Consider the following 25,356-nt stretch of genomic DNA (forward strand, 5'->3'; position numbering starts at 1 on the left):
CGATCAAGGAATGCAACGAGTGCCATAAAGGCGAAGGCATTGCGCCCAACCACGACGCCGACTTTGTCCGTGGCCACCGCGTCCTGGCCAGCAGGGCCGGCAGCAACTGCAGCCAATGCCACCAACAAGCCTGGTGTCTCGACTGTCACCAAGGTGGCGGCACGGGGGACGACCTGTCCCAGAGCAATGCTGGGCGCGACTACAAACCGAAAAGCCACCGGAGTGGCTGGCTGCAGATTCACCCGATCAAGGCTCAGGACAACCAGCAGCAATGCTATCGCTGCCATGATCAGAAATACTGCACGGCGTGCCACAGCAAACTTCCCCAAGCCGGTCTGAAATCACTGGGCTTCAAATCCCACAACAGCCAGGCAGTGAACGGGAACAGATGGGGCATGGATCATGCTACCGAGGCGCGGCGGAACCTGCAGGCGTGCCAGACGTGCCATGCCGACGGCGACACCTGCAAGAAATGCCACAGTGCGACAACAAGCGGTGTGAACCCCCATCCGCGCGGCTTCAAGGGCGGCAACTACAAAGACAGAAGCGGCGGCAAGGTTTGCTTGCAGTGCCACCTGTCGGGAACGTTTTAAGTAATATCAACCAGAGGGAGGAAAACTATGCAGATCAATAAGTTAAGCATGATGTTGCTGGGCGCGCTGTCTTGTGCCGTGTTATTGAACGGCTGCGGCGCCAGCAGCAAAGAAGCGGGCGTGCTTCCAAGCGATGTGCCCAAGGTGGACGAAGCTTTATGTGCCCAATGCCATGGCTCGTCATATAACGCACAAAGTGGTATGCCTATTTACTCTGAATACGTTCAATCAAAGCATTTCAAGAACAGCATCGGCGAAGTTATTGGTTGCCAGGACTGCCACGGCGGCGGTTCCCAGCATAATGGCGTCGGCCCAATGCCTTACCCGAACCCTGATACTGCCGGAAGATGTTGGGCTTGTCATCAGCCTGCGTTTATTGGTGCATTCGGCACTCCTACCGCCATTGAAAAAGCTCACTTCTACAACATTACCGGCGCAGGTGTTCACCCCGCCATGTTTGCAACCACGAACTTCCAAAAGGGCTGCACCGCCTGTCACGAGCCTCACAACCCCCTGCTGGGGTTGGGGGCCGCTGAACGCAAGGCTTGGGCAGAATCGGGGCATGGTGACATCAATTCTACAGCATTTGCTACCGAAGACTTCAAACAGAGCACCAGTTGTATCCGTTGCCATACATCCACCGGTTACAGCAACTTCCTGGCTGGCCTGACTGGCGGCACAACAGGCGCATATTCAGACCCCTTCCCGGCCAAAACCTGGGCAGTTGCTGGCGATAACGGCCGCGAGGTTCTGACCTGCCGTACTTGTCACGTCAATGACAGTTTTTCAGTCAAGGCTGCACCCGCGTTCTCTGCCCCCTACAATAGCAACAAAAATCCAAAGCTGTTCCCTAATGTTGGCACCAGCGACCATTGTATAGCCTGTCACTCGGCACGGGAAAGCGGTGACACCATTGTCGCTGTGACCGACTTCACCAATGTCAGTTTCAAAAACTCGCATTACAAGGCGGCGGCAGCGATAATGTATATGTCGAACGCCTTCATCAACTTCACCTCCCTGTCAGCAAAAGTACCTACCAACACTGAAGGTTCTGCGTTAACATTTGGCGCCGCAACCTATGGCCGGGCACTTCTTCCGAACAGCAACACCATTGTATCCAAAGCTACTGGAGCAGTCACTCCCGGCATCGCTTTCGGCATATACAGCGGTACAACCAGCACACATCGCAGACTTGGTACTTCTGCCATAGATTACTCTGAGGATTACCTTAACCCCAACGTAGGCGGGAGCTTGGGTATTGACACCAACGGCCCCTGCGTCACCTGTCACCTGAAAGCGGACAATCCTGTTGCAGCAACCAATGGCGGCGTCACATTTACGCCTCCTCCTGCTGGTCGCCCGGCGCATGGCCACAGTTTACAGATCGATGATGCGACCGGTAATGAACTCTGTCTAGAGTGCCATAACGATGGTCCGAACCTCAAGGGTGGCGACGGTGCTGGCAATGCAATAACAGTACAGTATCATTCTTTTGCTGACCTCGTTAATACTCAGCTTACGGGACAGTCTGATGCGTTCCAGAACGGCCTCGCTCTGATCCAGCAATTGCTGCTGACCAAGTGGCAAATCAGTTTTGATCAAGCTAACTATCCCTATTTCTACGACGAAAATCTACCGCTGAAGGGCGGCAAAAAACAGCAGGTAAAGGACTGGACCCGCGGTACCAATAACCAGACCTTAGGCAAGAAGGTAATGGGGGCCTGCTTCAACTTTAACCTTCTTACCCGTGAACCAGGCGCCTATGTTCATGGCCGTACCTTCTCGCAACGGTTGGTATATGACACCATAGACTTCCTCGATGACGGGGTGATGAACTTCTCGACGCTTACAACTGCGAGGACGTTGAATCCGGCAATCTATAATGGATATAATGTTAACGTGTATGTCAACAATTCCTTGGTACCTGCTACTCAGGCTCTTGCCACCGAATCAATGATTTGGTTGTCAGGTACCCATTACAGCCAAGCAAAATCTGGAAGTGCCACTAAAGCAACCGATTTTGTACCGATGAAGCTCCATCCTTAAATGGAAATGTTGTAACTTTCAGTTGTGACACCGTACCTGCCCCGCCTCGCAAGAGGCGGGGTTTTTTTATTGGGTTGTCGATTAATCAGGCCGCTCCGACTTGTTTCGCTGGTGTCCCGTATACATTATGTGCAATTTGTCTGCATCGGATTATAGTATATAAGGTGAGAAGAGGCGTATCGGGCGGGGAGGTACTAAATCATGCAGGTACTTGAGGAATACAGTACCGTCAGCATCGTACTCAAGTTCACGCATATCATTTCATCCTGCATCTGGTTTGGGACCGTCGTCTGTATCGGGGTTCTGCTCTATCTCAACCATGAATCCGGCAGCACTGCGGAGTTGAACGCTTTCAACCTGGGAATCCACTATCTGGACAACTATCTGATCGGTCCGTCGGTGATCATCAGTATATTGAGCGGAGTATTTCTCTGCTTCTGCAAAAAACTGCAATTATTTGCCTGCCGGTGGGTGATCAAAAAATGGCTGGGCAGCCTGATTGCCGTGGCATTCGGCCTGATATGGCTTGCCCCATGGTTGCGGGAGTTGGAGATTATCTGCAAGATCAACCAGTTCATGGTCTTTACCATACCCGGTTACTATCGCGCCTACTACCTGAACCATATCAGTCTCGTGGTCCAGGAAATCATGTTGCTCTACCTGATTCTCATCTCCCTCTTGAAACCATGTGCCGACCATAAGAATTGCATCCACTGCCGGGAACGTTTCGGTTACAAAAGAGATGAGTGACAAGCCGCTTTCGGCGCCTCTGCCGTTCCCTGACCCGGTGGGTCAGGGGGCCGTAATGACCAGACGGAATCCCACGTCATAGGTGTGCACTTCCGGCTCCAGGGAACTGCGCACCGAGGCCCTGACATTCTTGGGAAGCATGAACCAGCCGCCGCCACGGATGACGCGGTTTGAGCCAGTTGAAGGCCCCTGTGGATTGTCCTTGATGCTGGAAAATTTCTCGTCATACCAATCGCTGACCCATTCCCAGACATTACCGCTCATGTCGTAGATACCCAGACCGTTGGGCCGCTTCCTCGCCACACGTTGGGTGCGGTCGCCCGAGGTGCTGAAGTACCATGCCACTGCCTCCACATCGTTGCCGCCACAGAATTTTTCGCTCTTGCCGCCGCTACGGCAGGCGTACTCCCATTCTGCCTCGGTAGGCAGGCGGTACTCCTTACCGCTTAGTTTGTTAAGCTTGCTGATGAACTCCTGCACGTCATTCCAACTTACGTTCTCCGTCGGACAATCGTCGCCGCAGCTCTTGAAAAACGACGGATTGTTCCCCATCACCACTTTCCATTGGTTCTGGGTTGTTTCCTGCTTTGCCATGCTGAAGTCGGAGACACAGACATCGTGAGGCGGTTTCTCGTTGCTGGCGCCATCACCAAAGGTGTCGCCCATCTTGAAACAGCCGCCGGTGATGCGGGCAAACCGGATGCCGGTAGTGGCATCGGTATAATCCTTGGCCGCCTCTCCAAAGGACGGCGATGCTGCAAACAGGGGCATGAGCCCAATGCAGGCCGCGACTGACAGCAATCTTTTCATGACAAAGCCTCCATCTCATTTTTCGCAGCGCGAATAGCTGCTCGATGCTCCCATGGGCGCGAATACCGCAGCCGCTTCCATTGGGGCACGTAGCAGGCGACGCAGCATAATTGACAATATGCCTTATTTTTGCCCTTTTTACATCATCAAAACTAGGGTTGAAAGTGCTAGAGGAAATTGATATAGTTTCTAGACAAATTATTCCGATGACATTGTCATGGCATCATTTCCGGAGGCGCTTCATGGATATTTCAGTACTACCGTTGTCCGCTGATAAGATGAAGGCAAAGTTCAAGGACGAGTCGCATCTCGGCTTTGGCAAGATATTTACCGATCGGATGTTTCTGGCCGAATGGAGTGCCGGTAAAGGGTGGCACGATGCCCGCGTCAAACCTTACGAGCCGTTCGTGCTCGACCCGGCTTGTCTGGTGTTTCACTATGCCCAGGAGATTTTCGAAGGGCTCAAGGCCTACAAGTGGGATGACGGCAGGGTCGCCCTGTTTCGTCCCGAGATGAACGCCCGGCGTTTTCAAACCTCGGCGGAACGCCTCTGCATGCCCGAGGTTCCCGAAGATCTCTTTTTGAACGGTATCGAGAAACTGGTTTCCCTGGAGCGCGACTGGATTCCCACCGCACCCGGGACCTCCCTCTATATCCGGCCCGCCATGATCGCCGTTGAACCGGTGCTGGGGGTGAAAAGCTCCGACCATTACTATTTCTATGTTATTGCCTCACCGGTGGGCGCCTATTATGCCGCCGGATTCAACCCGGTCAGCATCCTGGTGGAAGACAAGTATGTACGCGCCACGCCGGGCGGCACCGGCGAAGCCAAGACCGGCGGTAATTATGCCAGCTCGATGAAGGCCGGCCAGGATGCCAAGAAAAAGGGATTCGATCAAGTGCTCTGGCTGGATGGCCGTGAACGGCGCTACATCGAAGAGGTCGGGGCCATGAATATGTTCTTCGTCTACGGCAACCACATCGTCACCGCCCCCTTGGCCGGTTCGATCCTTGCCGGTGTTACCCGCGACTCGGTGCTCAAGCTGGCCACGACCCTGGGATGCACGGTGGAGGAACGTCCCATCGATGTCAACGAACTTATGGCCGATTTCAAGAGCGGCAAGGTCACCGAGGCCTTCGGCAGCGGTACGGCAGCGGTGATTACGCCGGTCGGCAAGCTCTGCTACAAGGACGAGTGCGTCTCCGTGGGGCAGGGGGTGGGACGTCTGACCCAAAGGTTGTATGACACCCTGACCGGCATCCAGACCGGCAAGATTGCCGATACGTTCGACTGGGTACGTTTTGTAGCCTGAAAATGACTGAACCGGGGGAGCGGCGCGTCAAACCGCTCCCCCGACCTATGAGGGTAACCATGTCCCCCAGGAACAAGGAAATGAAGCAGGCATCCCCCAACCGATTGTGCGGTTCATGTCGTCGCACGTGCAAACAGGCGGCAAATGCCGTCGTTGCCAAGTGTCCCCGCTACTACCCCTTCAGCCGTACCACCCAGAAGCCTGAATTTACATGGAAACAGCTCGATCTGGGCCTCTTTTAGGTTCCTCCCCGTCAGTACCCCGCGTGGCCGTCGATCACTGCTCCGGTTGCGGCCGGTGCGTGGCCGCCTGTCTTCTCCATTTGGTAACGCTTGAACAACAGGGACACCGCAAGGCGGCCCGTATCGTGTCCGCGGAGCGCTGCACCCGTTGCGGCGCCTGCATCGCGAGTTGCCCCATCGGCGCGCTCATTACGGACACCCCCTAGAACTTCACCAAAGGCCACAGGCTGGCGTAGTCGTCCGTCCAGGGTCGGGCCGCCGCTGGCGGTAGTGGCGTGAGCCTGCTCCGCAGTGCGGCATCGTTTATGAATTTCGCGTTCTTGGTGAGCAGCATCCAGTCGGCCTTGAAGATGCCGTTTGGGCTATCGGCCGGTGAACTGACGGACGCTACGCGAAAGCCTTCCCGTTCTCCCTCGGTTCTGATGAGGGGGGCGAGGTCGAGGAAACGGTTGGTGACATTGATGGCGATGATGCCGTCAGGGCGCAGATGGCGGCCGTACACGGCGAAACATTCCCTGGTCAGGAGGTGGATCGGGATGGCGTCGCTGCTGAAGGCATCCACCACCATGATGTCGAATTGCTGCTGCCGTCCCGATACAAGCTCCGCTTCCAGCAGCAACCGCGCGTCGCCGGTAGCCGTCTCGATCCGGGCGGCGGAATCGGCAAGGTACGAAAAACGTTCCCGGGCAATGGTGATGACCGCCGGGTTGATCTCATAGAATCGGAACAGATCCTCCGGAAGTCCGTACACCGCGATGGAACCGGTCCCGAGACCGATAACGCCGACCCGTAACGGCAGGTGGAGTGCTCGGCGCGGATGGAGGAGCAGGGCAAGCCCGGCACCGCTCCCGGGGCCATAGTACGACGTGGCGAGGCGGCGTCTCCCCGGTTCCACGAACTGGATGCCGTGGGTGATGGCACCATGCATCAAGGTTCGCATTTCGCCGGAACTCTCCAGGTGTTTTACCACCCGCAGGACCCCGTAAAAATTGCGGGTGACCGTGTCGGTATAGGGCGCATAACTCAGCAGCGGATGTGCCGTAGTAATGACGAGCAGAACGATGCCGCAGCCTGCGAGCGGCATCAGCCAGTGCGGGGCGCGGCTGAAGAAGCCGCTTCGGCGCCAGGCGGCAACAACGGTGAGACAGGTGGCCCACCACGTGACCGGATACTCCCAAAAGTTGGTGAAAAGGGCTGGCGCGGCCAATGCGACGAACATACCGCCCAGCGCCCCGCCTGCTGATAGCGCCAGGTAAAAGGTCGTCAGGCGGGTGGGGTGGGGGCGGGAGCGCACCAGTTCGCCGTGGCAGACCATACAGCCGGCGAACAGTGCGGCGAGGTAGACGATGATCTGCAGCGGCAATGACACCCTGGCGCCCAAAGCGAAGACCGAGCAGGCGGGGACCAGAAAGCCGGGCAGAAGGATGCCCCACAGAACCCGGTCATAACTCTGGTCGTTGCGGAAACAGATAACGAAGCTGAACAGGTAGAGGGCGAGGGGGACAACCCAGAGAAAGGGGATCACCGCCACCTCCTGGCAGAGCTGGTTCGTTGTCGCCAGCAGCAGGGCGGAACCGCATGCCGAGAGCAGCAGCCAGAATAGCAGATCGGCGGCTGAGATCGCCGGTCCGGTCGCATCCTCTCTCCGTTCAGGTTGACCGCCATTTGTGGTTATGGCGGTGCGAAATGTGCCGGAAAGAACCGGCCGCAGGACGCAGGCGGCACAGGCCAGGCTGTAGAGGCCGAACCCCCAGCTCCAGACAATGGCCTGATGCCGGAGGGAGAGCAGGGGCTCGACGACGAACGGGTAGCTTGCAAGGGCCAACAGCGAGGCGATGTTGGAGAAGGAGTAGAGCCGGTAGGGCGAACGCTTCGGAAAATCGTGCTGGAACCAATGTTGGACAAGGGGAGCCGAGGCGCAGAGCGTGAGGTACGGTAATCCGATGGTGGTCGCCAGGAGTGCAAGGATCGTCGGTGCGGGTGGGCTCCCCGGAGCAGGTTTCCAGATATCCGCGGCGGGAGAGACCGGCAACAGGATGAGGGAAGCGATCAGGAATCCGCCATGGAGGCATGCCTGCCGCGTCCGGCTCAGGGTCGAGACGCCATGGGCATAGGAGTAGCCGGCCAAAAGCCCGACCTGGAAGAAAACCATGCAGGTCGCCCAGACGGCAGGCCCGCCGCCGAACCAGGGAAGGATGGAGCGGCCGACAAGCGGCTGGAGTTGGAACAGGAGGAACGAACCGAGGAAGATCGTGATGGTATGCAGGGGCATCGGTTCCTCCCGTGGTTGCACCTCTTTCAACGACCCCTTTGCCCCGTGTCCCATGACTAAACGTACGGAACGTTAGCGCATGCCAAGTCTCGTGAACAGGATGCCGAGGAATTTGTTGATGGGATTGTCGCGATGCAAAAATGACATGACCGGCGGTTTCCGCACGCCGACCACGGCAAGCAGCGCAGCAAGTTCCGGATCAGGGGCGTGCTGGATCCCCTCCCTGAGGACCTTGAGGGCATCCTCTTTGTTTGGCCCCAACAGGTGGATGCGGGCAAGGTTCAGATAATGAACCGGATTGCCCGGCTCCTGTGTCAACGCTTCGCGGCACAGGGCCACCCCCTTTGTGACATGGCCCCGCTCCTTTGCCATGCAATAGGCGTAATAGGAGGCGCAGAGGGGGGTTGGCTGCGCCTCCATGGATCTTTCGAAATGCCCCAATGCCCTCAGGATACTGCCGGTCTTGAACAGGATCAGGCCATTATCGAACTCCTTGTGCGCATCACTATCGGTCATGCAGAACTCCCGGTGGGTCATTGATGAGATGTGGTCCGACCTTCCGGTTCTCACCCCTTGAAGGCCCTCATCATCAAGTCAAAATCCTCCAGAAGCGCCTGCAGGTCTTCCTCATGCTCGATTTCCTGCTGGAGGATCTGCAGCACCATGTTATGGGTGATGGGATCCTTGTCCTTGGTCACCTCCAGAAGCCGGCTATAGACGCCGATGGCGCACTGCTCTCCCTTGATGTTCTGGTCGAGGATGACTTTGACAAACGGATCGTCCGGGGCCTCGTAGCCGCAGTTGGTCAACTTGTACCAATCTTCCGGTTTGGTGACCGGGGTCCCGCCGAGCTGGATGATCCGCAGGGCGACCATGTCGGCGTGCAGCAACTCCTCGGTGGCATGCTGGAGCAGTTCGGCCCCGACCGCATCCTTCATGGGGCCTTTCACCAGCTTGGCGCCCAGCCAGTACTGATGATACGCAAACCACTCATCGCAAAAGGCCCGTCGTAACAGGTCGATGAGTTCATCCACATCCATGCCGATGATTTCACGTGCTCTTGACCCCATGATGTCCTCCTTGCCATTAATTGTGTTGCAACGAAGCAGCGGCTATGATTGAAGCGTGATCGTGTATGGCAGACTTCTGCTTCATTGTACCGAAACGGCAGGGGGTTACAGCCGAAAACCTCTTGCTGCCGTTTAGGAAGTGGCGTGCATCACACCGGTAAAGCTGCTTTCATCTGGTACGATGGCTCTGCTCAGCGGGTGTACAACGACCTGACCGGGCGGGCGAGCCGGGCCAGCAGCAGCGACAGGGCAACCAGTACCAGGTTCTGTCCCACCGTCATCCAGGAAAGGGGACGGGCAAGGTAGGAACCGAAACAGCCGCAGTTGAGAATCGGCACGTTGCGCAGGAGCATGAAGGCGGCAAAACAGGCATAGACGCTATGCAGCACCAACGAGGTCCAGGCCGCCTGCCGCAGATGGCGCCCCCAAAAAAGCCAGGAACCGATCACCAGTTCGGCGCCGCTGATCATGATTGCCGCCGGCCAGTGCAGTCCCTGGGGAAATATGTGATACGAATGCAATACCGCTACGAAGCCCGACATGTTGCTCAGTTTGGCGATTGAGGCAGTCAGCAGGATCAGTCCGAGCACTATGCGCAATGCTGTTTTCATGATGGTTCCTTTTGGGGGCTCATAACATATTGTAAAACGGACATGTAGCACGATTTTGCGCCAATGTAAATCCGCCATTCTGCGGACTGTCGCATGGCGCGGGGCAGGGGCCTGTTTGACAATGTCGTCCGCCATCCCTATACTGGCCCCACAAAAATGTGCAGGAGCAACCATGAACAAACAGATATATGTCATCGGGCACAAAAACCCCGATACCGACTCCATAGCGGCGGCCATCGGCTACGCGGAGTTGAAGAAGCAACTCGGCCATGCCAACGTCAAGGCTGCCATGGCGGGCTCGCCCAATCCCCAAACCCTGTATATCCTTGGCCGCCTCGGCATTGAGTTGCCGGTTTACCTGGCCGATATTCACCCCAAGGTGCGCGACGTCATAAAACGCCAACCGGTCACCGCAGGGGCGGAAATGCCGCTCAGGGAAGCCTTGGCGCTGTTCCATCGCCATAGTATCAGGGTGCTGCCGGTGGTGGATGGGGCGAATGCTCCCATCGGCATTGTCTCCCTTCTCAAACTGTCGGAAAAATATCTGGTGGCAGGCTCCGACCGCAAACGGGGTGTGGATAGCTCGCTCTCCGCTCTTGCCGGCAGCCTGGATGCAACCTTTCTGTCTGGTGGAGCGTCGGACGAACTGGAGCACCTCCACCTCTTCATCGGCGCCATGGAAGAGGATTCCTTTCTCTCCAGAATTGCCGGTTATGACCCGGCGACCATGCTGGTCATGACCGGAGACCGCCCCTCCATCCAACAGGCGGCCATCGACAAAGGGGTGCGGATTTTGGTGGTGACCGGTGGTTTGGCGGTCGGGGACGATCTGGTCGCCAAAGGCAGGGAGGCCGGCGTCGCAATCCTTTCGACGCCCCACGACACCGCCACGGCCGCCTGGCTGGCCCGCCTCTCCACGCCCCTGGCCTGTTTCATCGAGCCGGGATTTGAACGGGTCGGCGTCGGCGAACCGCTGGAACACCTGCGTCTCAAGCTGCTCCACTCGGGCGAGCCTGCGGTGGTGGCCGTGGAAGAGGACGGTTCCATCGCCGGGGTCGCCACCAAGTCGTCGCTTCTTGCCTCTTTCCCCTATGCTTTGATCCTGGTGGATCACAACGAACTGGGGCAGGCCGTGCCGGGGGCGGAGACGGTGGAGATTCTGGAGGTGATCGACCACCACAAGCTGGGCAACCCCCCCAGCAATCAACCGATTACGTTCATGACGGCCCCCGTGGGAAGCACCTGCACGGTGGTTGCGACCCTCTACCGGGAACGGGGACTGGAGCCGGAAAAGCCCATCGCTGCCCTGCTCCTGGCCGGTATCATGTCAGACACGGTCATCCTCAAGTCCCCCACCACCACCGAACGGGACCGGGAGATGGTGGCCTGGCTGGAAGAACGGGCCGGCCTGGACCACGTGGCTTTCGGCAGGGACATATTTTCCTCATGCAGCGGTTTCAAGGCCTATGGGTCGTTGGAAAAGGCCGTTCGCTCAGATTTCAAACACTTCACGGCCCATGATACCCTTTTCGGCGTCGGTCAGGTCGAGGTGGTCGGTTTCGACGAGTTCTACGAGCTCAAAGACGATCTGCGTCAGGTGCTCAAACAGGTCAAGGAAGAGGAAGGGCTGCACATGGCGGGCCTGATGGTAACGGACATCTACACCGAAAGCACGCTTTTCCTGGTAGAGGGGAAAAACGAACTGGCCCATATCATGGGCTATCCCCAGTTGGAGCCCCGCCTGTATGAACTGAAAGGGGTCATGTCCCGCAAGAAGCAGATGGTGCCCCACCTGTTGAAGGTGCTGGGGGCGCTCTGACCAGCTGCCGTCGTTTGGCAGAACCAGGACACTAAAATTACCGTTGGAGTTACCATAATGACGCAAAAGGCAATGCTCTGTCCCCGCTGCCGTCAACTGATCGGCAGCGAAGAATCCGTCTGCTCCTGGTGCGGGGCGCAACGTTCCAGTGCCTGGTGGCGTCCCACAGCCTGGGTGCAGGGCGGGGTCGATGGGGCCTGGCTGGTCAAGGCCATCATCACCGTCAATATCATCATCTATGCGTTCTCCATCATCCTCAGCATGGGGCGCGGAAATGCCGCCGGCCTGCTGACCATGCTCAGCCCGGACCAGATGAGCCTTATGCTGCTGGGGGCGACCGGAACAGAGCCCATCGACGGGTACAACGGATACTGGACGGTGATCACCGCCAACTACCTGCATGGCGGCATTCTGCACCTTATCTTCAACCTGATGGCGCTGCGCCAGATAGCCCCCTGGGTCACCCAGGAGTACGGGCCAGGCCGCATGTTCGTTATCTACACCCTGGGGGGCGTCTGCGGTTACCTTGTTTCCTATCTGGCGGGGGTTCCCTTTACCATAGGCGCCTCGGGGGCCATTTGCAGCCTCATCGGTTCGTTGCTCTACTATGGCCGCAGCCGTGGCGGCGTCTACGGGGCCACGGTCTTCCGGGAGGTTAGCGGCTGGGTGCTCGGATTGGCGCTGTTCGGTTTCATCATGCCGGGTATCAACAACTGGGCCCATGGCGGCGGTATTATCGGCGGGATCGTACTGGGTCTGCTTTTGGGGTATGATGAGCGCAGTAAGGAGAACGCCTTGCATAGGCTTCTGGCCCTACTGTGTGCCGCTACCACGGTGGGTGTGCTTGGATGGAGGATTTTTGTGCTCGTCGCCCGCGGGATCGGTCATTGATTTTGGATGTGGGGGCATCAAGAGGGTCAACAGAGAGGGAGTAGACCATGAAACGATTGCTGGTGGTCATGGCGCTGATGCTGGCATCCAGCGCCCAGGCCGATGTCTATAAGTGGATCGATGGGCGGGGGGTAGCCCACTACACCAACAAGGAGTACGAGATTCCCGCGCGTTACAAGGCCCGGGCAAAGCCTCTGCACATCGAGGCGGTCCAGGCCGGAGCACCGGCCGCACCATCCACAGCACCACCCCAACAGGCCGCGCCCGCGCAACCTCCGGTCCAACCACAGGACAAACCGGTGTCCCCCCAGGCCGCTCCGCCGAATCCTGTTCCACAACCGGTTGTCACCCCGGCTGGAACGCCGCCGGCGCAGAGCGTACCGATCCGGCCGAGGGTGAGGCGCAGGATTCACTCAGGGGATGAATAACCCGGTTACTGGCGAGAATAGGTATGGATGGATGCGCCCTGACACAACAAAGGGTTAGCCTGACGGCTAACCCTTTGTTGTGTCAGGATAGGGAACATGTGGAAATTACTTGAGGTTACCCAGATAGTCGACAATAGCCTTGAGGTCGTCGGCCGGCAGGTCGGCGAAGGACGGCATGGCGGTTGAGGGGTTTTGCTTTTTGGGATCCTTGATGAAATCCTGGAGGCCGGCAGCATCTTTCCGGGAGGCGACGGCTGTCAGATCGGGGCCGACCACGCCGCCCTGATCCTTGATCTTGTGGCATTGGGCGCATTTGGCTTTGAAAAGTTGTTCTCCGGTCAGTTTTTGTGCCGGGGCTGACACCGTCTGTTCGGAGGGTTTTTCCACCGGTCTGTTGGCGTCATTCTTGGTACAGGCCGCGGTTGCGGTCAGAGCAAACAGTGCAGCGAGTAAAATAAGGGCATGGTTGCAGCGCATGGGGCATCTCCTTTTATGCTGATAATACAGATTTTATACACTCTATTCCAAACCTGGGCCTGCGGCAAATGTGTATACCGCTGCCGCGGAGCATTCGCGGGGGCGTTTTTGCTTTTTTTTGTTCGAACACAATTTGACAAAGAGAACTTCACGGGTAGCATCTCCTGAGAGGAATTCATTTCATTCAAGGAGCAACAGCATGAAAATGTCCGTGGCAACTCTCACCCTGTTGGCCGTGTCGGTAAGTAGTGCAATGGCGGCTGTTTCGTCTTCCCCTGAGCGGGGTAAAGAGCTGTTCAACAGCGCCGCCCTGGGGACAAACGGTAAAAGTTGCGCCAGTTGCCATCCTGGGGGCAGTGGGCTGGAAAAGGCCGCTGCCTCTGCCCCCAAAAAGCTTGAAAAGGTTGTAAACCAGTGCATTGTGAAAGCGCTCAAGGGAAAGGCCCTCCCGTCCGGTTCTCCTGACCTGGCTTCGCTCGTCTCCTACCTGAAGACACTCTCCCCCGCCAAGACGAAATAGCAGGAAGCCGCCCATTTTGGAGCCGGCGTCCCGCAGGCGGTTCACGTGCGGGACGCCGGCAGGCAACAAAGGGTACAAAAAAGGGCGGCCGCTTTCCGAAAAAGCGGCAGCCCTTTTTGTACGTCTTACGCGGATGCGGCTAAGGCAATGATTACTCCCAGGCGAAGGCTCCCATGGAGATAACCCCGTAGGTGAAGGCCCGGTGCAGCACTTTGCCCGTGTCTCCGGCCCCCATGGCGACAAACAACGGCAGGAAGTGCTCCGGCGTCGGGTGGTTAGCCAAGGCATTCGGTCCCGTATTCCGGTAATCCAGCAGCGAGTCCCGGTCATTGGTCTCCACGGCCTGGCAGAGCCAGTCATCAAATTCCTCAGCATACGGCTGCGGCGGAGCGTCGATGGCCCGCCCGAAAAAATCCCTGAGATTGTGGGTCGCCGAGCCGCTGGCCAGGATCAGCACCCCCTCCTCCCGCAAGGGACGGAGAGCCGCTCCGATTGCCATATGGTGGGCCGGGCTCAGGTGCGGTTGCACCGACAGTTGGACCACCGGGATATCCGCGTGGGGATACATCAGTTTGAGCGGCACCCAGGCCCCATGGTCGAGGCCTCGTGTCTCATCCCGGCTCACTTCGATGCCGCGATTCTCCAGGAGTTGGGTGATGCGTTCGGCAAGAGCCGGGTCGCCCGGAGCCGGGTAGGTCATGCGGTAAAGTTCATCGGGAAAGCCGCCGAAGTCGTAGATCAGGTCCGGCTGCGCCGTATGGGTCGCCGTGGGGACGCGGGTGGTCCAGTGGGCCGAGATGCAGACAATCGCCCGCGGCCGTTCCATGTTGGCACCCAGTGTGAGCAGGAAGTCGCGGGTCGGTACCGGGTCGATCAATAGGGTGGGGGCCCCGTGGGAGATGAAAAGTGTCGGTAGGATTGGTCTCATGGTATTTCACCTCGTGCAATCCCCCTGAGGGCCGGGAAGCCGAACCGGCTCTCCGGCCCTCAGGGGGTGGTGTTACCGTGCCGAGTCGCAAGACCCGACGCTATTTTTTCTGCAGTAATTCCACTTCCAGGGTGATGGTGACCTCTTCGCCGACCATCACGCCGCCCGATTCTATGGCTTTGTTCCAGGTCAGACCGAAGTCCTTGCGATTGACCTTGGTGGTCGCGGTTGCACCGCGTTTGGTGTTGCCCCAGGGGTCTTTGTAGGCCTTGGAGGGGCCTTCCACGTCAAGCACAACTTCCCTGGTTATGCCGTGCAGGGTAAGATCGCCGTAGACTTTCAGTTTGTTGTTGCCAGCCTTTTTGACCTTTTTGGAGACAAAGGTCATGGCCGGGTATTTGGCCACATCGAAGAAGTCGGGGCTTTTCAGGTGATCGTCCCGCTTGGTGACCCCGGTGGTGATGGAGGGAGTCTCGATGTTGACGGAGACCTTTGACTTGGTTACGTCCTTATCGTCGATCTCCAGCGTGCCGTTGAAGTTACGGAACTCGCCTTTAACGTTGCTGACCATCAGGTGCTTGACCTTGAAGCCGACATTGGAATGATCCTGATCGATAGTCCAGCTGGATGCTGCTGCCAGGCCGGGCAGGGCGAGGGCGATGATCATGCTGATGGCTGTGATGATGCGTTTCATGGTGATTCTCCTTTCGCTGCAAGTGGTTTAAAGTAGTGTGATTGAATGTCAAACTATCTGAATAAAAAAACGTCCTGCTCCTATCCCCTCCCTTCCCGTAAACCGAGTTTTTTACACAGGGTACCCAGGGTCTCCTGCTCGTCGTGGGTAAGTACCTTCATTTCCGCCACAATTGCCGCCTCAACCCTGGCAAAGACTTCGTGGATCAACTCCAACCCATGGTCGGTGAGCTGGATGGTCAGGTAGCGCCGATCTTCGTTGATGCGTTCGCGCCGTACCAAGCCTCTCTTTTCCAGGTTGTCGATGACCAGGGTGATATTACCGGTGCTTTTGAGGATCTTGGCCGCGATGTCCCGTTGGCACAATGGACCCTTATGCAACAGCGCCTCCAATACCCCAAACTGGCTGATGGTCAGGTCGGCAGCCGCCATGTTGCGTCCCACGCGGCTGGTCACCGATTCCGCCGCGCGCATCAGTTTGGTGTAGGTGTTTAAAGCGCGATAGGTTGTGGTGTCGGTCGGTTTCATGGGCTCTTCTCGAATAATTACTTAATGTCATATTGTTTAATATTAAACTATATGATTTGCATCACCCTGTCAACATGTTTTTTGCACGGGGTTGTCGTAACTATGAAACCGCGTGAGACGCCGTGCGGAAGGGGGTATTAATTTTTTGTTGCCCACAAAAGAACGGGGCAAGGAAACGCATCTGCCGACGTTCCTTGCCCTGTCGCGTAACGGTTATGGACGGCATAACCCATGACGCTATTTTTTGTTCTTTTTGGCCTTGGCAAGCAGCAGGTCGCCAAATGTCCCCATTCCCGTGGGCGCCTCATCCGCCTGGCGGCGGAACTCGGACAGGGTGGCCTCCTCCTCTTCGGCGGCCCGGGCCGCACCGGCCAGACTCAGGGAGATTCGTCGCTCGGCGCGGTCCACGCTCTCGACCTTGACCTCGATGGTTTCACCCTCTTTGAGCACCTCGCGCGGGTGGTTGATACGCTTGCCTCCTCCCAACTTTGAGATGTGGATCAGCCCGTCGATCCCGTCGGTCAGGGTGACGAAGGCGCCGAAAGGGGCGAGGCGCGAAACAACGCCGGTATGGAAGGAACCCTCGGGATAGGTCTGCACCGCCAGGTCCCACGGGTTGGCCAGGGTGTCCTTGAGGCTCAGAGAGATACGCTCCTTCTCCCGGTCGATGGTTTTGATTACCACCTTTATCTGCTGGCCGACGCTCAGAACCTCGCTCACATCCTTGACCCTGCTCCAGCCGATCTCGGAGATGGGGAGCAGCCCTTCCAGGCCGCCGATATCCACAAAGGCACCATACTCTTGCAGGGAGGTGACCGTGCCGCTGACCGTCATGCCTTCGCTGATGCCGGCCTGGACCTCTTCCCTGAGACGGCGCTGTTCCTCTTCCAGCAGGGCGCGGCGGGAGACCACGATGTTGCGTCCCTTTTCATCGTAGGCGGTGATGCGGAACGGCAGGCGGGTGCCGATAAACGCGGCCGGGTTGTCGGTGCGGCGCAGCGACAACTGGGAAAATGGGCAGAAAGCGCGGGTCGTACCGGCCAGCTTGATCTCGTACCCTCCCTTGATCTCCTTCTCCACCATCCCTTCCACCGGAACGCCGCTCTGGAATGCCTCTTCCAGTTGGGCATTGCCCGATGCGCCGCCGCCGATCCTGGTGGTGAAGCGCATCTCGCCGTGGCTCGACGAGAGGAAATAGGCGGCGATGCTGTCGCCGATTTTTGCGGTCACATTACCATCCAGGTCCATGAATTCTTTCACATCGACGACACCTTCGCCCTTTTGGCCGGTATCGATGAAGATCCATTCCGTACCGACTTTCAATACCCGCGCCGTCACTTTCTGCCCCGGCTCCAGCCACTGGGTATGCTGTTTCGCACTCTGCTCGAACATCTCGGCAAAGCTTTCGCCTTCAGACTCATCTTCGTTTGGTTGTTCCAAGTCGTCGTTGTCTAGCATGGTATCCCCGTTCGTGTGAATAATATCTTCCGCCTGATCATTGCGCCGTCTTAATGGCGGTCATCGTGTGATCGTACTAAGTATATTGCCATGATCTGTTTGGGATGCAAATGTATTTTGTGCAGACACGAAAACGCCCCGCTGCGGATGGCAACGGGGCGGGGGGCAAAGAGGCATGACCGGTTGTCGGGACTCCCTACAGGCTCAGTTCTGCATGACCGTGGTACAACTCGTCCCGCTCCCGGACCACATCTTCGCTCTCCAGGTATTCGTCGAACGCCATGACGCGGTCGATGATGCCGCCGGGGGTAATTTCGATGATCCGATTGGCAATGGTGGCGACGAACTCGTGGTCGTGGGAAGCGAACAGCACTACCTCCGGGAAGGCGATGAGCCCGTCGTTCAGGGCGGTGATCGACTCCAGGTCCAGGTGGTTGGTCGGCTCGTCCAGGATCAGCACGTTGGCGCCGGAGAGCATCATGCGGGACAGCATGCAGCGTACCCGCTCGCCGCCGGAGAGGACCGAGGTCTTCTTCATCGCCTCGTCGCCGGAGAAGAGCATCCTCCCCAGAAACCCCCGGGCAAAGGTTTCGCCCTCGGTGGGGGGCGAATACTGTCCCAACCAGTCGATCAGGCTCAGGTCCTTCTCGAAATAGCTGCTGTTCTCCTTGGGGAAATAGGTGTTGGTAATGGTCACGCCCCAGCGGAACGAGCCGCTGTCCGGCTCCAGTTCGCCGGCCAGAATCTGGAACAAAGTGGTGCGGGCCAGGCCGTTGCCACCGACAAAGGCTACCTTATCGTTCTTGCGGATGATCAAGTCCAGGTTGTCCAGCACCTTGACTCCGTCGATCTCCTTGGTGAGGCCTGTTATCTCCAGGATAATGTCGCCGCAGGGGCGCTCCGCCTTGAACATGACGTGGGGGTACTTGCGTGACGACACCGGCATCTCCTCCAGGGTCAGCTTGTCCAGGAGCTTCTTGCGCGAGGTGGCCTGCTTGGCCTTGGAGGCGTTGGAGGAAAAACGCTGGATAAAGGCCTTCAGCTCCTCGGCCTTCTCCGACACCTTGCGGTTCTCGTTCTGGCGCTGCTTCAGGTTCAACTGGCTGGCGTGGTACCAGAAATCGTAGTTGCCCACGTAGACCTGGATGCGGCTGAAGTCGATGTCGGCGGTATGGGTGCAGACCTGATTGAGAAAGTGACGGTCATGGGAGACCACGATCACCGTGTTGGTGAAGCGGAAGAGGAAATCCTCCAGCCAGGAGATGGACTTTAGGTCCAGGTTGTTGGTCGGCTCGTCCAGGAGCAGCACGTCCGGATTGCCGAACAGGGCCTGGGCCAGCAGCACGCGCACCTTGTCGCCCCCCTCCAACTCCTTCATCTTTTTCGTGCGGAGTTCCTCGGGGATGCCCAGCCCGTTCAGCAGCACCGCTGCCTCCGACTCGGCCTCGTAACCGTTCATCTCGGCAAAATCGGCCTCCAACTCCGCCGAACGGACGCCGTCCTCCTCGCTGAAGTCGGCCTTGGAGTAGATCGCCTCCCGCGCGACCATGATTTTGTAAAGCTCTTCATGCCCCCTGATAACCGTGTTGAAGACCGTCTCCTCGTCAAAGGCAAACTGGTCCTGGCGTAGCACCGCAAGGCGCTCCCGGGGGCCGAGGGCTATTTCCCCTTTGTCCGGGGTGATCTCCCCCGAGAGTATCTTGAGGAAGGTGGACTTGCCGGCGCCGTTGGCCCCGATCAGGCCATAGCAGTTGCCTGGCGTAAATTTGATGTTCACATCCTTGAAGAGGATGCGTTTGCCGTAGGAAAGTGCGACATTTGAAGCGGTGATCATGTGTATCGGTTCCTTTCGAACAAATAAAAAACCACAGGGGCGATCCCTGTGGCTCAGGTCAATTACTATTTATATCATCATTGCCGCCTCAACAGCAATCGTTAATTCAGTGTTTCCTACCCTTGATCATTCGGGTCAGCAGGCTGTCCAGGGAGGAGGCAAAGCGCTGGCGGTCAGTCGCGCCGAACTGGCCCGGCCCCCCCTGTACCACGCCCGCATCGCGCAGTTCCATCATCAGGTCGCGCATGGAGAGGCGCTCGCCTACATTTTCCTCGGTGTAGAACTCGCCCCGCGGGTCGAGCCCCACCGCACCCTTGGCTACGATCCGTGCCGCCAGCGGGATATCGGCGGTTATGACCACGTCTTCGGGGGTGGCATGTTCGGCAATGTAGTCGTCGGCAACGTCAAAGCCCTCGCTCACCACCACCGAATCGATCAGGCGGGAATGATGTTTCGCCAAGCTGGTGTTGGCCACCAGGCAGACAGGGATATCGAGACGTTCCGAGGCCCGGAAGACGATCTCCTCGATGACCCGCGGGCAGGCGTCGGCGTCGATCCATATGCGCATGGGTGCTCCGTGGTGAAAATGGGATATAGGCGTAAGACTACCACAGATGCTGCCCGGTGTCCCTTCTAAAGAGAGCCACTGTGTTGGCCGGAGTCCTCGTGTTGTTCTTTCCACAACGGCCCGCAGTTACAGTTAATTTGAGTCAAGTGGTCGCGACCGAAGGCGATTGCTTGTCCGGCAATTTGTGATAAAATTACAAAACAATAACGAAGCTTTTCAGCATAGTCGCCGTGCCGAGGCACGGGGGAGGCATATGCAACAGGGCGCATCTACCGGACTTACCCCCGGAAACCGCATGCAGCGTTTCGGCGCCATCATTGCGGTGTTCTGGACATTGCTCGTGGCGTACTCGCTGTACTGGGATCACCGGCAACATCAGGAGGATGTGCTGTTGCTCGGCAAGATGCAGAGTCAGGCCTTCTTCGAGAAGGATCTCCTCTATCGTCGCTGGGCATCCCGCCATGGCGGCGTGTACGTGCCGGTGACGGAATCCACCCAACCCAATCCCTACCTGTCCCACATCCCCGAGCGGGATATAACCACCCCCTCCGGTAAACGGCTGACCCTGATGAACCCGGCCTACATGACGCGTCAGGTATTTGAAATGGCCCAGGAATACAAAGGGACCGGCCGCGGCCATATCACCAGCCTCAAACCGATCAGGGCCGAGAATGCCCCCGACCTTTGGGAAAAGGGGGGGCTACAGGCGTTCGAACGGGGGGTTGCGGAGGTCGGCGAGATAGAGCATATCGACGGTAAACCGTACTATCGCTATATGAAGTCGCTGTTTGCCGACAAACCCTGCCTCAAGTGCCATGCGTCCCAGGGGTACCATGAGGGTGAGGTGCGGGGAGGCTTGAGCGTCTCCGTTCCCCTGGAGCCGATCTATGCCATGATGGCCAAGGAGATGCGGGGGGGATATATCAACCACGCCTTCATCTGGTTGCTGGGTCTGGGGGGCATCGGGTTCGGGACCCGCAGGCTGGGGCGCATAACCACGGAGCTTTATGAACAGACCGTGGCGCTGGAACATGAAATCGTGGAGCGTGAGGTGGCCCAAAAGGCGCTCCAGGAACAGGCGATGGTTCTGGAAGAGGAGATTGTCGAGCGGAGACAGATCGAAGAAACGGTGCGCCTCAGCGAGGAAAAATTCTCCAAATCCTTCGACAACGCCCCCATCATCATGACGATCAGCACGGTTGAGGAGGGCCGCTTTCTGGATGTGAACAAAAAATTCGTCGAGCTATCCGGCTTCAGCCGCCAGGAAACCGTGGGCAGGACATCGCTTGAGCTTGGCTGGATCACGCCGGACCAGCGACAGGTGCTGCTGACCGAATTTGAGGAAAGGGGCCGCACCTCGGGCGTTGAATTGCGGTTGTGCTCAAAGGATAAAAAATACATCACCTGCAGGTATTACGGCGAACTCATCACGGTTGACGGTCGCCAGTGCCTGCTTTCCTTGGCCTATGACATGACCGAGCAGAGGGCCATGGAGGAGCAGCTCCGGCAGGCCCAGAAGATGGAGGCCATCGGCCAGCTTGCAGGAGGGGTGGCCCATGACTTCAACAATGTGCTCACGGTTATCATGGGGTATTGCAATCTGTTGCAGATGGACCCGAAGCTGGATACGCACCAGCGTGATGAGGTCGAGCAGATTATCGCCTCTTCCGAGAAGGCGGCCCAGTTGACCCGTGGGCTGCTCACCTTCAGCCGCAAGGAGGTCATGGATTTCAGGCTGGCCGACCTCAACGGTATTGTGCAGCATGTCCAGAAGTTCCTCGCCCGGGTCATTGGCGAGGATATCCAGCTCAGAACCATCTGCAACCGCCCTGAGATTACCGTTCGCGTGGATAGCGCCCAGATCGAACAGGTCCTGATCAACCTGGCCACCAATGCTCGGGATGCCATGCAAATGGGGGGGCTGTTGAACATCGAAACGAACACCCTGGATGTTGACGACTCCTTTATCCATACCCATGGTTACGGTACGCCGGGCCGTTATGCCTGCATAGCGGTTTCCGATTCCGGCTGCGGCATGGATGAACAGACCCGCAAGAGAATCTTCGAGCCGTTTTTTACCACCAAGGAGCAAGGCAAGGGGACCGGCCTCGGCATGGCCATCGTCTACGGGATCGTCAAGCAGCATAACGGCTTTATCACTGTCTACAGCGAACCGGGACACGGCACCACCTTCAGGATATATCTACCGCTGAGCGAGGGAGGGCAGGGGGCGCGCGAAGAAACGGGGGAGCCGGTTGCTCCCGACGGCGGGACTGAAACGATCCTTGTGGCCGAGGACGAAGCTGGGGTGCGCAGGCTTTTAGACGATATCCTGACCCGGTACGGCTATCAGGTGATCCTGGCGGAGGACGGGCAGGAGGCTGTCGAGAAATTCATGGCAAACCGTGGTAAGATTCACTTGGTCCTCACGGATATCATCATGCCCAGGAAGAGCGGTCAAGAGGCCGTTGCAGAGATCAGGCGGCTGCAACCGGGCATAAAGGTGTGTTATGCCAGCGGATACACGGCGGATTTCATTCGGAATCGCGGCGTGGATGATGAGGGGATCGAACTTATCATGAAGCCGGTCCAGTCGCAGGAACTCCTGTGGAAGGTGCGGGAGATACTGGACAGGTAAGGGGAATTCAGCGCGGCCGTCCCGATTGCAACGCAACGCTTCATGGAAGCGCCCGAAATAATCGGGCGCAAAGGAGGGGGTATGCAGTTGGAGATTCATAACGTCAAGATCGACTATCCCGAAGGGTGCAACATCATCCTTGGCCAGACCCACTTCATCAAGACCGCCGAGGACCTGTACGAGGCCATCGCCACCACGGTGCCTCAGGCCCGCTTCGGCGTCGCCTTCAGCGAGGCGTCCGGCCCCTGCCTGATCCGAACCGAGGGGAACGACGACGGGCTGATCAAAGGATGTGCCACCGTGCTGAAGGCCATCGGCGCCGGCCATGTTTTCTGCATCCTGCTGCGGGACGCCTATCCCATCAACATCCTCAACCAGGTAAAAAATTGCCCCGAGGTCTGCTGCGTCTATTGCGCCACGGCCAACCCGCTCCAGGTGATCGTCGCCTCTACCATGCAGGGGTGGGGCATCCTCGGGGTGATCGACGGTTGTGCCCCCAAGGGGGTGGAATCGGTTGAAGAGCGCCAGCAGCGGCACGGCCTGTTGCGCACGATCGGCTACAAGCTGTAATGAAAGGACGGGGACGGAAGGTGGGGCGCGTGCTGGCGGCATTGCTGCTGGCAGCGCTTGGGGTGCTATGTGCGACCGCTCAGGGAAAGGGGGGACGCAGGATGGAAACGTTGACCATTTCGAGTCCGGGCTTTAGCCATGGGGAGGCCATACCGTCCCGCCACACCTGCGACGGGAACGATACCAGCCCCGCCATCGTCATCGGCAGGGTGCCGCAGGCCACCCAGAGTTTGGCGCTGGTCATGGATGACCCTGATGCGCCCATGGGGGACTGGGTGCACTGGGTGGTGTGGAATATCCCGCCCCAGACGCGGGAGATCCCCGAGCACGGCCTGCCGCCCCAGGCCGTCCAGGGGAAGAACGACTGGCATCGGAACAGCTACGGCGGCCCCTGTCCGCCGTCCGGGATCCACCGCTATTTTTTCAGGGTCTATGCCCTGGATACCGTGCTGAAGCTCGGCAGCTCCACCACCAAGGGCGATCTTGAACGGGCCATGCAGGGGCATGTCCTAGCCAAGGGGGAGTTGATGGGGACGTATAAGAAGCGGTGAGGTAAGGGGATGTGCAAATGGCCACAGTTTCCCGTGGCCATTTGCATCACCATCATATCAACAACGGATCTCTACAAGCCAAGCTGTTTGAAGAAGTCGTTCCCCTTGTCGTCCACCAGGATGAACGCTGGGAAGTCCTCCACTTCGATCTTCCACACCGCTTCCATCCCCAGTTCCGGGAAGTCGATGCACTCGACCTTTTTGATGTTCTCCTCGGCCAGGACCGCTGCCGGGCCGCCGATGGAGCCGAGGTAGAACCCGCCGTATTTCTTGCAGGCGTCCGTAACCTGCTGGCTACGGTTACCCTTGGCGATCATGATCATCGCGCCGCCGTGGGATTGCAGTTCGTCCACATAGGAGTCCATGCGGCCGGCGGTGGTGGGGCCGAAGGAGCCGGAGGGCTTGCCTGCCGGGGTCTTGGCCGGGCCGGCGTAGTAGATCGGGTGCTTCAGCAGGTACTCGGGCAGCGGCTTGCCGCTATCCATGATCTCCTTGAACTTGGCGTGGGCGATGTCGCGACCGACCACGATGGTGCCGCTCAGGAGGAGGGGGGTGGACACCGGGTGCTTGGTCAGTTCGGCCAGGATCTCCTTCATGGGTTTGTTCAGGTCGATCTTGACGCCGTGGCCGTGCTTGCCGCGGTACTGGTCGGGGATCAGGCGGCCGGGGTTGCGGTCCATCTCCTCCACGAACAGGCCGTGCTTGGTGATCTTGGCCTTGATGTTGCGGTCGGCCGAACAGGATACCGCCATGCCCACCGGGCAGGATGCGCCGTGGCGCGGCAGGCGGATGACGCGCACGTCGTGGGCAAAGTATTTGCCGCCGAACTGGGCGCCGATACCCAACTTCTGCGCCGCTTCAAGGAGTTTCGCTTCCAGTTCCAGATCGCGGAAGGCCTGACCGTGCTCGTTCCCCTGAGTGGGGAGGCCGTCCAGTTCCTTGGCGGTGGCGAGTTTGACGGTCTTCATGCAGGCGTCGGCGCTGGTGCCGCCGATGACGAAGGCGATGTGGTAGGGAGGACAGGCGGCGGTGCCTAGGTACTTCATCTTTTCCACCAGGAATTTTTCCAGTTTGCCCGGGGTGAGCAGGGCCTTGGTCTCCTGGAAGAGCATGGTCTTATTAGCCGAACCGCCACCCTTGGCCATGAACAGGAATTTGTAGTAGTCGCCGTCGGTGGCCGCGATGTCGATCTGGGCCGGGAGGTTGGTACCGGTGTTGACCTCCTTGTACATGTCCAGGGCCACGGTCTGGGAGTAGCGCAGGTTCTCTTCGGTGTAGGTCTTGTAGACCCCCTTGGAGATCCACTCTTCGTCCTTGACGCCGGTCCAGACCTGCTGGCCTTTCTTGGCGACGACCGTGGCGGTGCCGGTGTCCTGGCAGACCGGAAGCTCGAACTGGGCGGAGATCTCGGCGTTGCGCAGGAACGCCATTGCGACTCCCTTGTCGTTCTGGGAGGCTTCGGGATCGGAGAGGATCTTGGCCACCTGCTCGTTGTGCGCGGGGCGCAGCAGGAACGAAACGTCCCGCATGGCCTCATTGGCCAGAACGGTGAGCGCCTCGGGACAGACCCTGATAACCTGCTTGCCGGCAAATTCGGCAATTTCGACGTACTTTTCGCTTCCCTCGACCTTGCGGTACGTGGTTTCATCTGTGGCAAGGGGGAAGAGTTCCTGATAAACGAACGGTTTGGTGGACATGGATGTGGTTCTCCTTTCGTTGCCGGAAATTCGGCTTTGTTGCTATGGT

Annotated in this window: 26 protein-coding genes; 13 read left to right on the forward strand and 13 right to left on the reverse strand. The window is 58.3% G+C overall.

All coding sequences use genetic code 11. The features are described 5' to 3' along the window. From ET418_RS00005 to ET418_RS00015, 3 genes are all read left to right on the forward strand, one after another. Window positions 1–593: cytochrome c3 family protein (locus ET418_RS00005; RefSeq protein ID WP_149305526.1), on the forward strand; the 593-nt coding region annotated here is incomplete at its 5' end. Between the two features lie 27 nt (window positions 594–620). Further along, window positions 621–2,639, forward strand: a complete 2,019-nt coding sequence (locus tag ET418_RS00010; RefSeq protein WP_149305527.1) for a hypothetical protein — start codon at window positions 621–623, stop codon at window positions 2,637–2,639. Between the two features lie 201 nt (window positions 2,640–2,840). Continuing rightward, window positions 2,841–3,389 carry a DUF2269 family protein gene (locus ET418_RS00015; RefSeq protein WP_149305528.1) on the forward strand — a complete coding sequence of 183 codons (549 nt, stop codon included), beginning with the start codon at window positions 2,841–2,843 and terminating at the stop codon, window positions 3,387–3,389. A 42-nt stretch (window positions 3,390–3,431) separates the two neighbouring features. Here the strand turns inward: ET418_RS00015 and ET418_RS00020 are convergent, their stop codons facing one another. Further along, window positions 3,432–4,199, reverse strand: coding sequence for a formylglycine-generating enzyme family protein (locus ET418_RS00020; RefSeq protein WP_149305529.1), 768 nt, complete (start codon window positions 4,197–4,199; stop codon window positions 3,432–3,434). A gap of 242 nt (window positions 4,200–4,441) precedes the next feature. Between ET418_RS00020 and ET418_RS00025 the strand changes: the two genes are divergently transcribed. Genes ET418_RS00025 through ET418_RS00035 form a run of 3 tightly spaced genes read left to right on the forward strand, consistent with a single transcriptional unit; the run spans window position 4,442 to window position 5,960 of the window. After that, complete coding sequence (locus ET418_RS00025) at window positions 4,442–5,512, forward strand: branched-chain amino acid aminotransferase (protein WP_149305530.1); 1,071 nt, start codon at window positions 4,442–4,444, stop codon at window positions 5,510–5,512. 59 nt (window positions 5,513–5,571) lie between these two features. Next, window positions 5,572–5,754, forward strand: a complete 183-nt coding sequence (locus ET418_RS00030; RefSeq protein WP_149305531.1) for a hypothetical protein — start codon at window positions 5,572–5,574, stop codon at window positions 5,752–5,754. A gap of 23 nt (window positions 5,755–5,777) precedes the next feature. Continuing rightward, a complete protein-coding gene (locus ET418_RS00035; protein ID WP_246152875.1) occupies window positions 5,778–5,960 on the forward strand; it encodes a 4Fe-4S dicluster domain-containing protein in 183 nt (60 codons plus the stop codon). Here ET418_RS00035 and ET418_RS00040 read toward each other — a convergent pair. From ET418_RS00040 to ET418_RS18040, 4 genes are all read right to left on the reverse strand, one after another. Continuing rightward, window positions 5,957–8,026 (reverse strand): fused MFS/spermidine synthase, encoded by a 2,070-nt coding sequence (locus ET418_RS00040; protein WP_149305533.1) that lies wholly within the window; start codon window positions 8,024–8,026, stop codon window positions 5,957–5,959. The two genes, ET418_RS00035 and ET418_RS00040, sit on opposite strands and share 4 nt — an antisense overlap. A gap of 72 nt (window positions 8,027–8,098) precedes the next feature. Beyond that, window positions 8,099–8,542: a tetratricopeptide repeat protein gene (locus tag ET418_RS00045; RefSeq protein WP_149305534.1), complete on the reverse strand. Its 444-nt coding sequence runs from the start codon at window positions 8,540–8,542 to the stop codon at window positions 8,099–8,101. Window positions 8,543–8,592: 50 nt separating this feature from the next. After that, window positions 8,593–9,096, reverse strand: a complete 504-nt coding sequence (locus tag ET418_RS00050; protein ID WP_149305535.1) for a ferritin-like domain-containing protein — start codon at window positions 9,094–9,096, stop codon at window positions 8,593–8,595. A gap of 191 nt (window positions 9,097–9,287) precedes the next feature. Then, window positions 9,288–9,707, reverse strand: a complete 420-nt coding sequence (locus ET418_RS18040) for a MauE/DoxX family redox-associated membrane protein (RefSeq protein ID WP_188055167.1) — start codon at window positions 9,705–9,707, stop codon at window positions 9,288–9,290. 172 nt (window positions 9,708–9,879) lie between these two features. Between ET418_RS18040 and ET418_RS00060 the strand changes: the two genes are divergently transcribed. Genes ET418_RS00060 through ET418_RS00070 form a run of 3 tightly spaced genes read left to right on the forward strand, consistent with a single transcriptional unit; the run spans window position 9,880 to window position 12,845 of the window. After that, complete coding sequence (locus ET418_RS00060; RefSeq protein WP_149305537.1) at window positions 9,880–11,526, forward strand: putative manganese-dependent inorganic diphosphatase; 1,647 nt, start codon at window positions 9,880–9,882, stop codon at window positions 11,524–11,526. A 57-nt stretch (window positions 11,527–11,583) separates the two neighbouring features. Beyond that, a complete protein-coding gene (locus ET418_RS00065) occupies window positions 11,584–12,417 on the forward strand; it encodes a rhomboid family intramembrane serine protease (RefSeq protein WP_149305538.1) in 834 nt (277 codons plus the stop codon). A gap of 47 nt (window positions 12,418–12,464) precedes the next feature. Then, on the forward strand, window positions 12,465–12,845 hold the full coding sequence (locus tag ET418_RS00070) for a DUF4124 domain-containing protein (protein WP_149305539.1): 381 nt from the start codon (window positions 12,465–12,467) through the stop codon (window positions 12,843–12,845). Between the two features lie 105 nt (window positions 12,846–12,950). On the opposite strand, the gene ET418_RS00075 is transcribed toward ET418_RS00070, so the two are convergent. After that, the gene (locus ET418_RS00075; protein ID WP_149305540.1) at window positions 12,951–13,322 is read right to left on the reverse strand and encodes a c-type cytochrome; all 372 of its coding nucleotides are present in this window, start codon (window positions 13,320–13,322) and stop codon (window positions 12,951–12,953) included. Between the two features lie 199 nt (window positions 13,323–13,521). On the opposite strand from ET418_RS00075, the gene ET418_RS00080 reads away from it, so the two are divergent. Further along, window positions 13,522–13,842, forward strand: coding sequence for a cytochrome C (locus tag ET418_RS00080; RefSeq protein ID WP_246152877.1), 321 nt, complete (start codon window positions 13,522–13,524; stop codon window positions 13,840–13,842). 151 nt (window positions 13,843–13,993) lie between these two features. Here the strand turns inward: ET418_RS00080 and ET418_RS00085 are convergent, their stop codons facing one another. The 6 genes from ET418_RS00085 to ET418_RS00110 form a co-directional block, all read right to left on the reverse strand. Further along, window positions 13,994–14,770 (reverse strand): DODA-type extradiol aromatic ring-opening family dioxygenase, encoded by a 777-nt coding sequence (locus ET418_RS00085; RefSeq protein ID WP_149305541.1) that lies wholly within the window; start codon window positions 14,768–14,770, stop codon window positions 13,994–13,996. 100 nt (window positions 14,771–14,870) lie between these two features. Next, complete coding sequence (locus ET418_RS00090; RefSeq protein WP_149305542.1) at window positions 14,871–15,464, reverse strand: YceI family protein; 594 nt, start codon at window positions 15,462–15,464, stop codon at window positions 14,871–14,873. A gap of 80 nt (window positions 15,465–15,544) precedes the next feature. Then, window positions 15,545–15,991 carry a MarR family winged helix-turn-helix transcriptional regulator gene (locus ET418_RS00095; protein WP_149305543.1) on the reverse strand — a complete coding sequence of 149 codons (447 nt, stop codon included), beginning with the start codon at window positions 15,989–15,991 and terminating at the stop codon, window positions 15,545–15,547. Between the two features lie 237 nt (window positions 15,992–16,228). Then, entirely contained in the window at window positions 16,229–17,449 is a 1,221-nt protein-coding gene (rpsA, locus tag ET418_RS00100; RefSeq protein WP_149305544.1) for a 30S ribosomal protein S1, read from the reverse strand. A 196-nt stretch (window positions 17,450–17,645) separates the two neighbouring features. Next, a complete protein-coding gene (locus ET418_RS00105) occupies window positions 17,646–19,283 on the reverse strand; it encodes an ABC-F family ATP-binding cassette domain-containing protein (RefSeq protein WP_149305545.1) in 1,638 nt (545 codons plus the stop codon). A 106-nt stretch (window positions 19,284–19,389) separates the two neighbouring features. Then, window positions 19,390–19,851, reverse strand: a complete 462-nt coding sequence (locus tag ET418_RS00110) for a YaiI/YqxD family protein (RefSeq protein ID WP_149305546.1) — start codon at window positions 19,849–19,851, stop codon at window positions 19,390–19,392. A gap of 253 nt (window positions 19,852–20,104) precedes the next feature. Between ET418_RS00110 and ET418_RS00115 the strand changes: the two genes are divergently transcribed. The 3 genes from ET418_RS00115 to ET418_RS00125 all read left to right on the forward strand — a co-directional run bounded on the left by ET418_RS00115 (window position 20,105) and on the right by ET418_RS00125 (window position 23,610). After that, complete coding sequence (locus ET418_RS00115) at window positions 20,105–22,489, forward strand: ATP-binding protein (protein WP_149305547.1); 2,385 nt, start codon at window positions 20,105–20,107, stop codon at window positions 22,487–22,489. A gap of 81 nt (window positions 22,490–22,570) precedes the next feature. Further along, window positions 22,571–23,059 carry an adenosine-specific kinase gene (locus ET418_RS00120; RefSeq protein ID WP_149305548.1) on the forward strand — a complete coding sequence of 163 codons (489 nt, stop codon included), beginning with the start codon at window positions 22,571–22,573 and terminating at the stop codon, window positions 23,057–23,059. Continuing rightward, entirely contained in the window at window positions 23,059–23,610 is a 552-nt protein-coding gene (locus ET418_RS00125; protein WP_246152878.1) for a YbhB/YbcL family Raf kinase inhibitor-like protein, read from the forward strand. The genes ET418_RS00120 and ET418_RS00125 overlap by 1 nt, the downstream gene beginning before the upstream one ends. 71 nt (window positions 23,611–23,681) lie before the next feature. On the opposite strand, the gene ET418_RS00130 is transcribed toward ET418_RS00125, so the two are convergent. Beyond that, complete coding sequence (locus tag ET418_RS00130) at window positions 23,682–25,307, reverse strand: fumarate hydratase (RefSeq protein WP_149305549.1); 1,626 nt, start codon at window positions 25,305–25,307, stop codon at window positions 23,682–23,684. Window positions 25,308–25,356: the final 49 nt, after the last annotated feature.

The organism is Oryzomonas rubra, assembly GCF_008369015.1.
Classification (GTDB): Bacteria; Desulfobacterota; Desulfuromonadia; order Geobacterales; family Pseudopelobacteraceae; genus Oryzomonas; species Oryzomonas japonica.

Bases quoted from the DNA above. Each gene is read 5' to 3' on its own strand.
- ET418_RS00010 (WP_149305527.1), top strand. From the start codon at position 621: ATGCAGATCAATAAGTTAAGCATGATGTTGCTGGGCGCGCTGTCTTGT.
- ET418_RS00015 (WP_149305528.1), top strand. From the start codon at position 2,841: ATGCAGGTACTTGAGGAATACAGTACCGTCAGCATCGTACTCAAGTTC.
- ET418_RS00020 (WP_149305529.1), bottom strand. From the start codon at position 4,199: ATGAAAAGATTGCTGTCAGTCGCGGCCTGCATTGGGCTCATGCCCCTG.
- ET418_RS00025 (WP_149305530.1), top strand. From the start codon at position 4,442: ATGGATATTTCAGTACTACCGTTGTCCGCTGATAAGATGAAGGCAAAG.
- ET418_RS00030 (WP_149305531.1), top strand. From the start codon at position 5,572: ATGTCCCCCAGGAACAAGGAAATGAAGCAGGCATCCCCCAACCGATTG.
- ET418_RS00040 (WP_149305533.1), bottom strand. From the start codon at position 8,026: ATGCCCCTGCATACCATCACGATCTTCCTCGGTTCGTTCCTCCTGTTC.
- ET418_RS00045 (WP_149305534.1), bottom strand. From the start codon at position 8,542: ATGACCGATAGTGATGCGCACAAGGAGTTCGATAATGGCCTGATCCTG.
- ET418_RS00050 (WP_149305535.1), bottom strand. From the start codon at position 9,096: ATGGGGTCAAGAGCACGTGAAATCATCGGCATGGATGTGGATGAACTC.
- ET418_RS18040 (WP_188055167.1), bottom strand. From the start codon at position 9,707: ATGAAAACAGCATTGCGCATAGTGCTCGGACTGATCCTGCTGACTGCC.
- ET418_RS00060 (WP_149305537.1), top strand. From the start codon at position 9,880: ATGAACAAACAGATATATGTCATCGGGCACAAAAACCCCGATACCGAC.
- ET418_RS00065 (WP_149305538.1), top strand. From the start codon at position 11,584: ATGACGCAAAAGGCAATGCTCTGTCCCCGCTGCCGTCAACTGATCGGC.
- ET418_RS00070 (WP_149305539.1), top strand. From the start codon at position 12,465: ATGAAACGATTGCTGGTGGTCATGGCGCTGATGCTGGCATCCAGCGCC.
- ET418_RS00075 (WP_149305540.1), bottom strand. From the start codon at position 13,322: ATGCGCTGCAACCATGCCCTTATTTTACTCGCTGCACTGTTTGCTCTG.
- ET418_RS00080 (WP_246152877.1), top strand. From the start codon at position 13,522: ATGAAAATGTCCGTGGCAACTCTCACCCTGTTGGCCGTGTCGGTAAGT.
- ET418_RS00085 (WP_149305541.1), bottom strand. From the start codon at position 14,770: ATGAGACCAATCCTACCGACACTTTTCATCTCCCACGGGGCCCCCACC.
- ET418_RS00090 (WP_149305542.1), bottom strand. From the start codon at position 15,464: ATGAAACGCATCATCACAGCCATCAGCATGATCATCGCCCTCGCCCTG.
- ET418_RS00095 (WP_149305543.1), bottom strand. From the start codon at position 15,991: ATGAAACCGACCGACACCACAACCTATCGCGCTTTAAACACCTACACC.
- rpsA (WP_149305544.1), bottom strand. From the start codon at position 17,449: ATGCTAGACAACGACGACTTGGAACAACCAAACGAAGATGAGTCTGAA.
- ET418_RS00105 (WP_149305545.1), bottom strand. From the start codon at position 19,283: ATGATCACCGCTTCAAATGTCGCACTTTCCTACGGCAAACGCATCCTC.
- ET418_RS00110 (WP_149305546.1), bottom strand. From the start codon at position 19,851: ATGCGCATATGGATCGACGCCGACGCCTGCCCGCGGGTCATCGAGGAG.
- ET418_RS00115 (WP_149305547.1), top strand. From the start codon at position 20,105: ATGCAACAGGGCGCATCTACCGGACTTACCCCCGGAAACCGCATGCAG.
- ET418_RS00120 (WP_149305548.1), top strand. From the start codon at position 22,571: ATGCAGTTGGAGATTCATAACGTCAAGATCGACTATCCCGAAGGGTGC.
- ET418_RS00125 (WP_246152878.1), top strand. From the start codon at position 23,059: ATGAAAGGACGGGGACGGAAGGTGGGGCGCGTGCTGGCGGCATTGCTG.
- ET418_RS00130 (WP_149305549.1), bottom strand. From the start codon at position 25,307: ATGTCCACCAAACCGTTCGTTTATCAGGAACTCTTCCCCCTTGCCACA.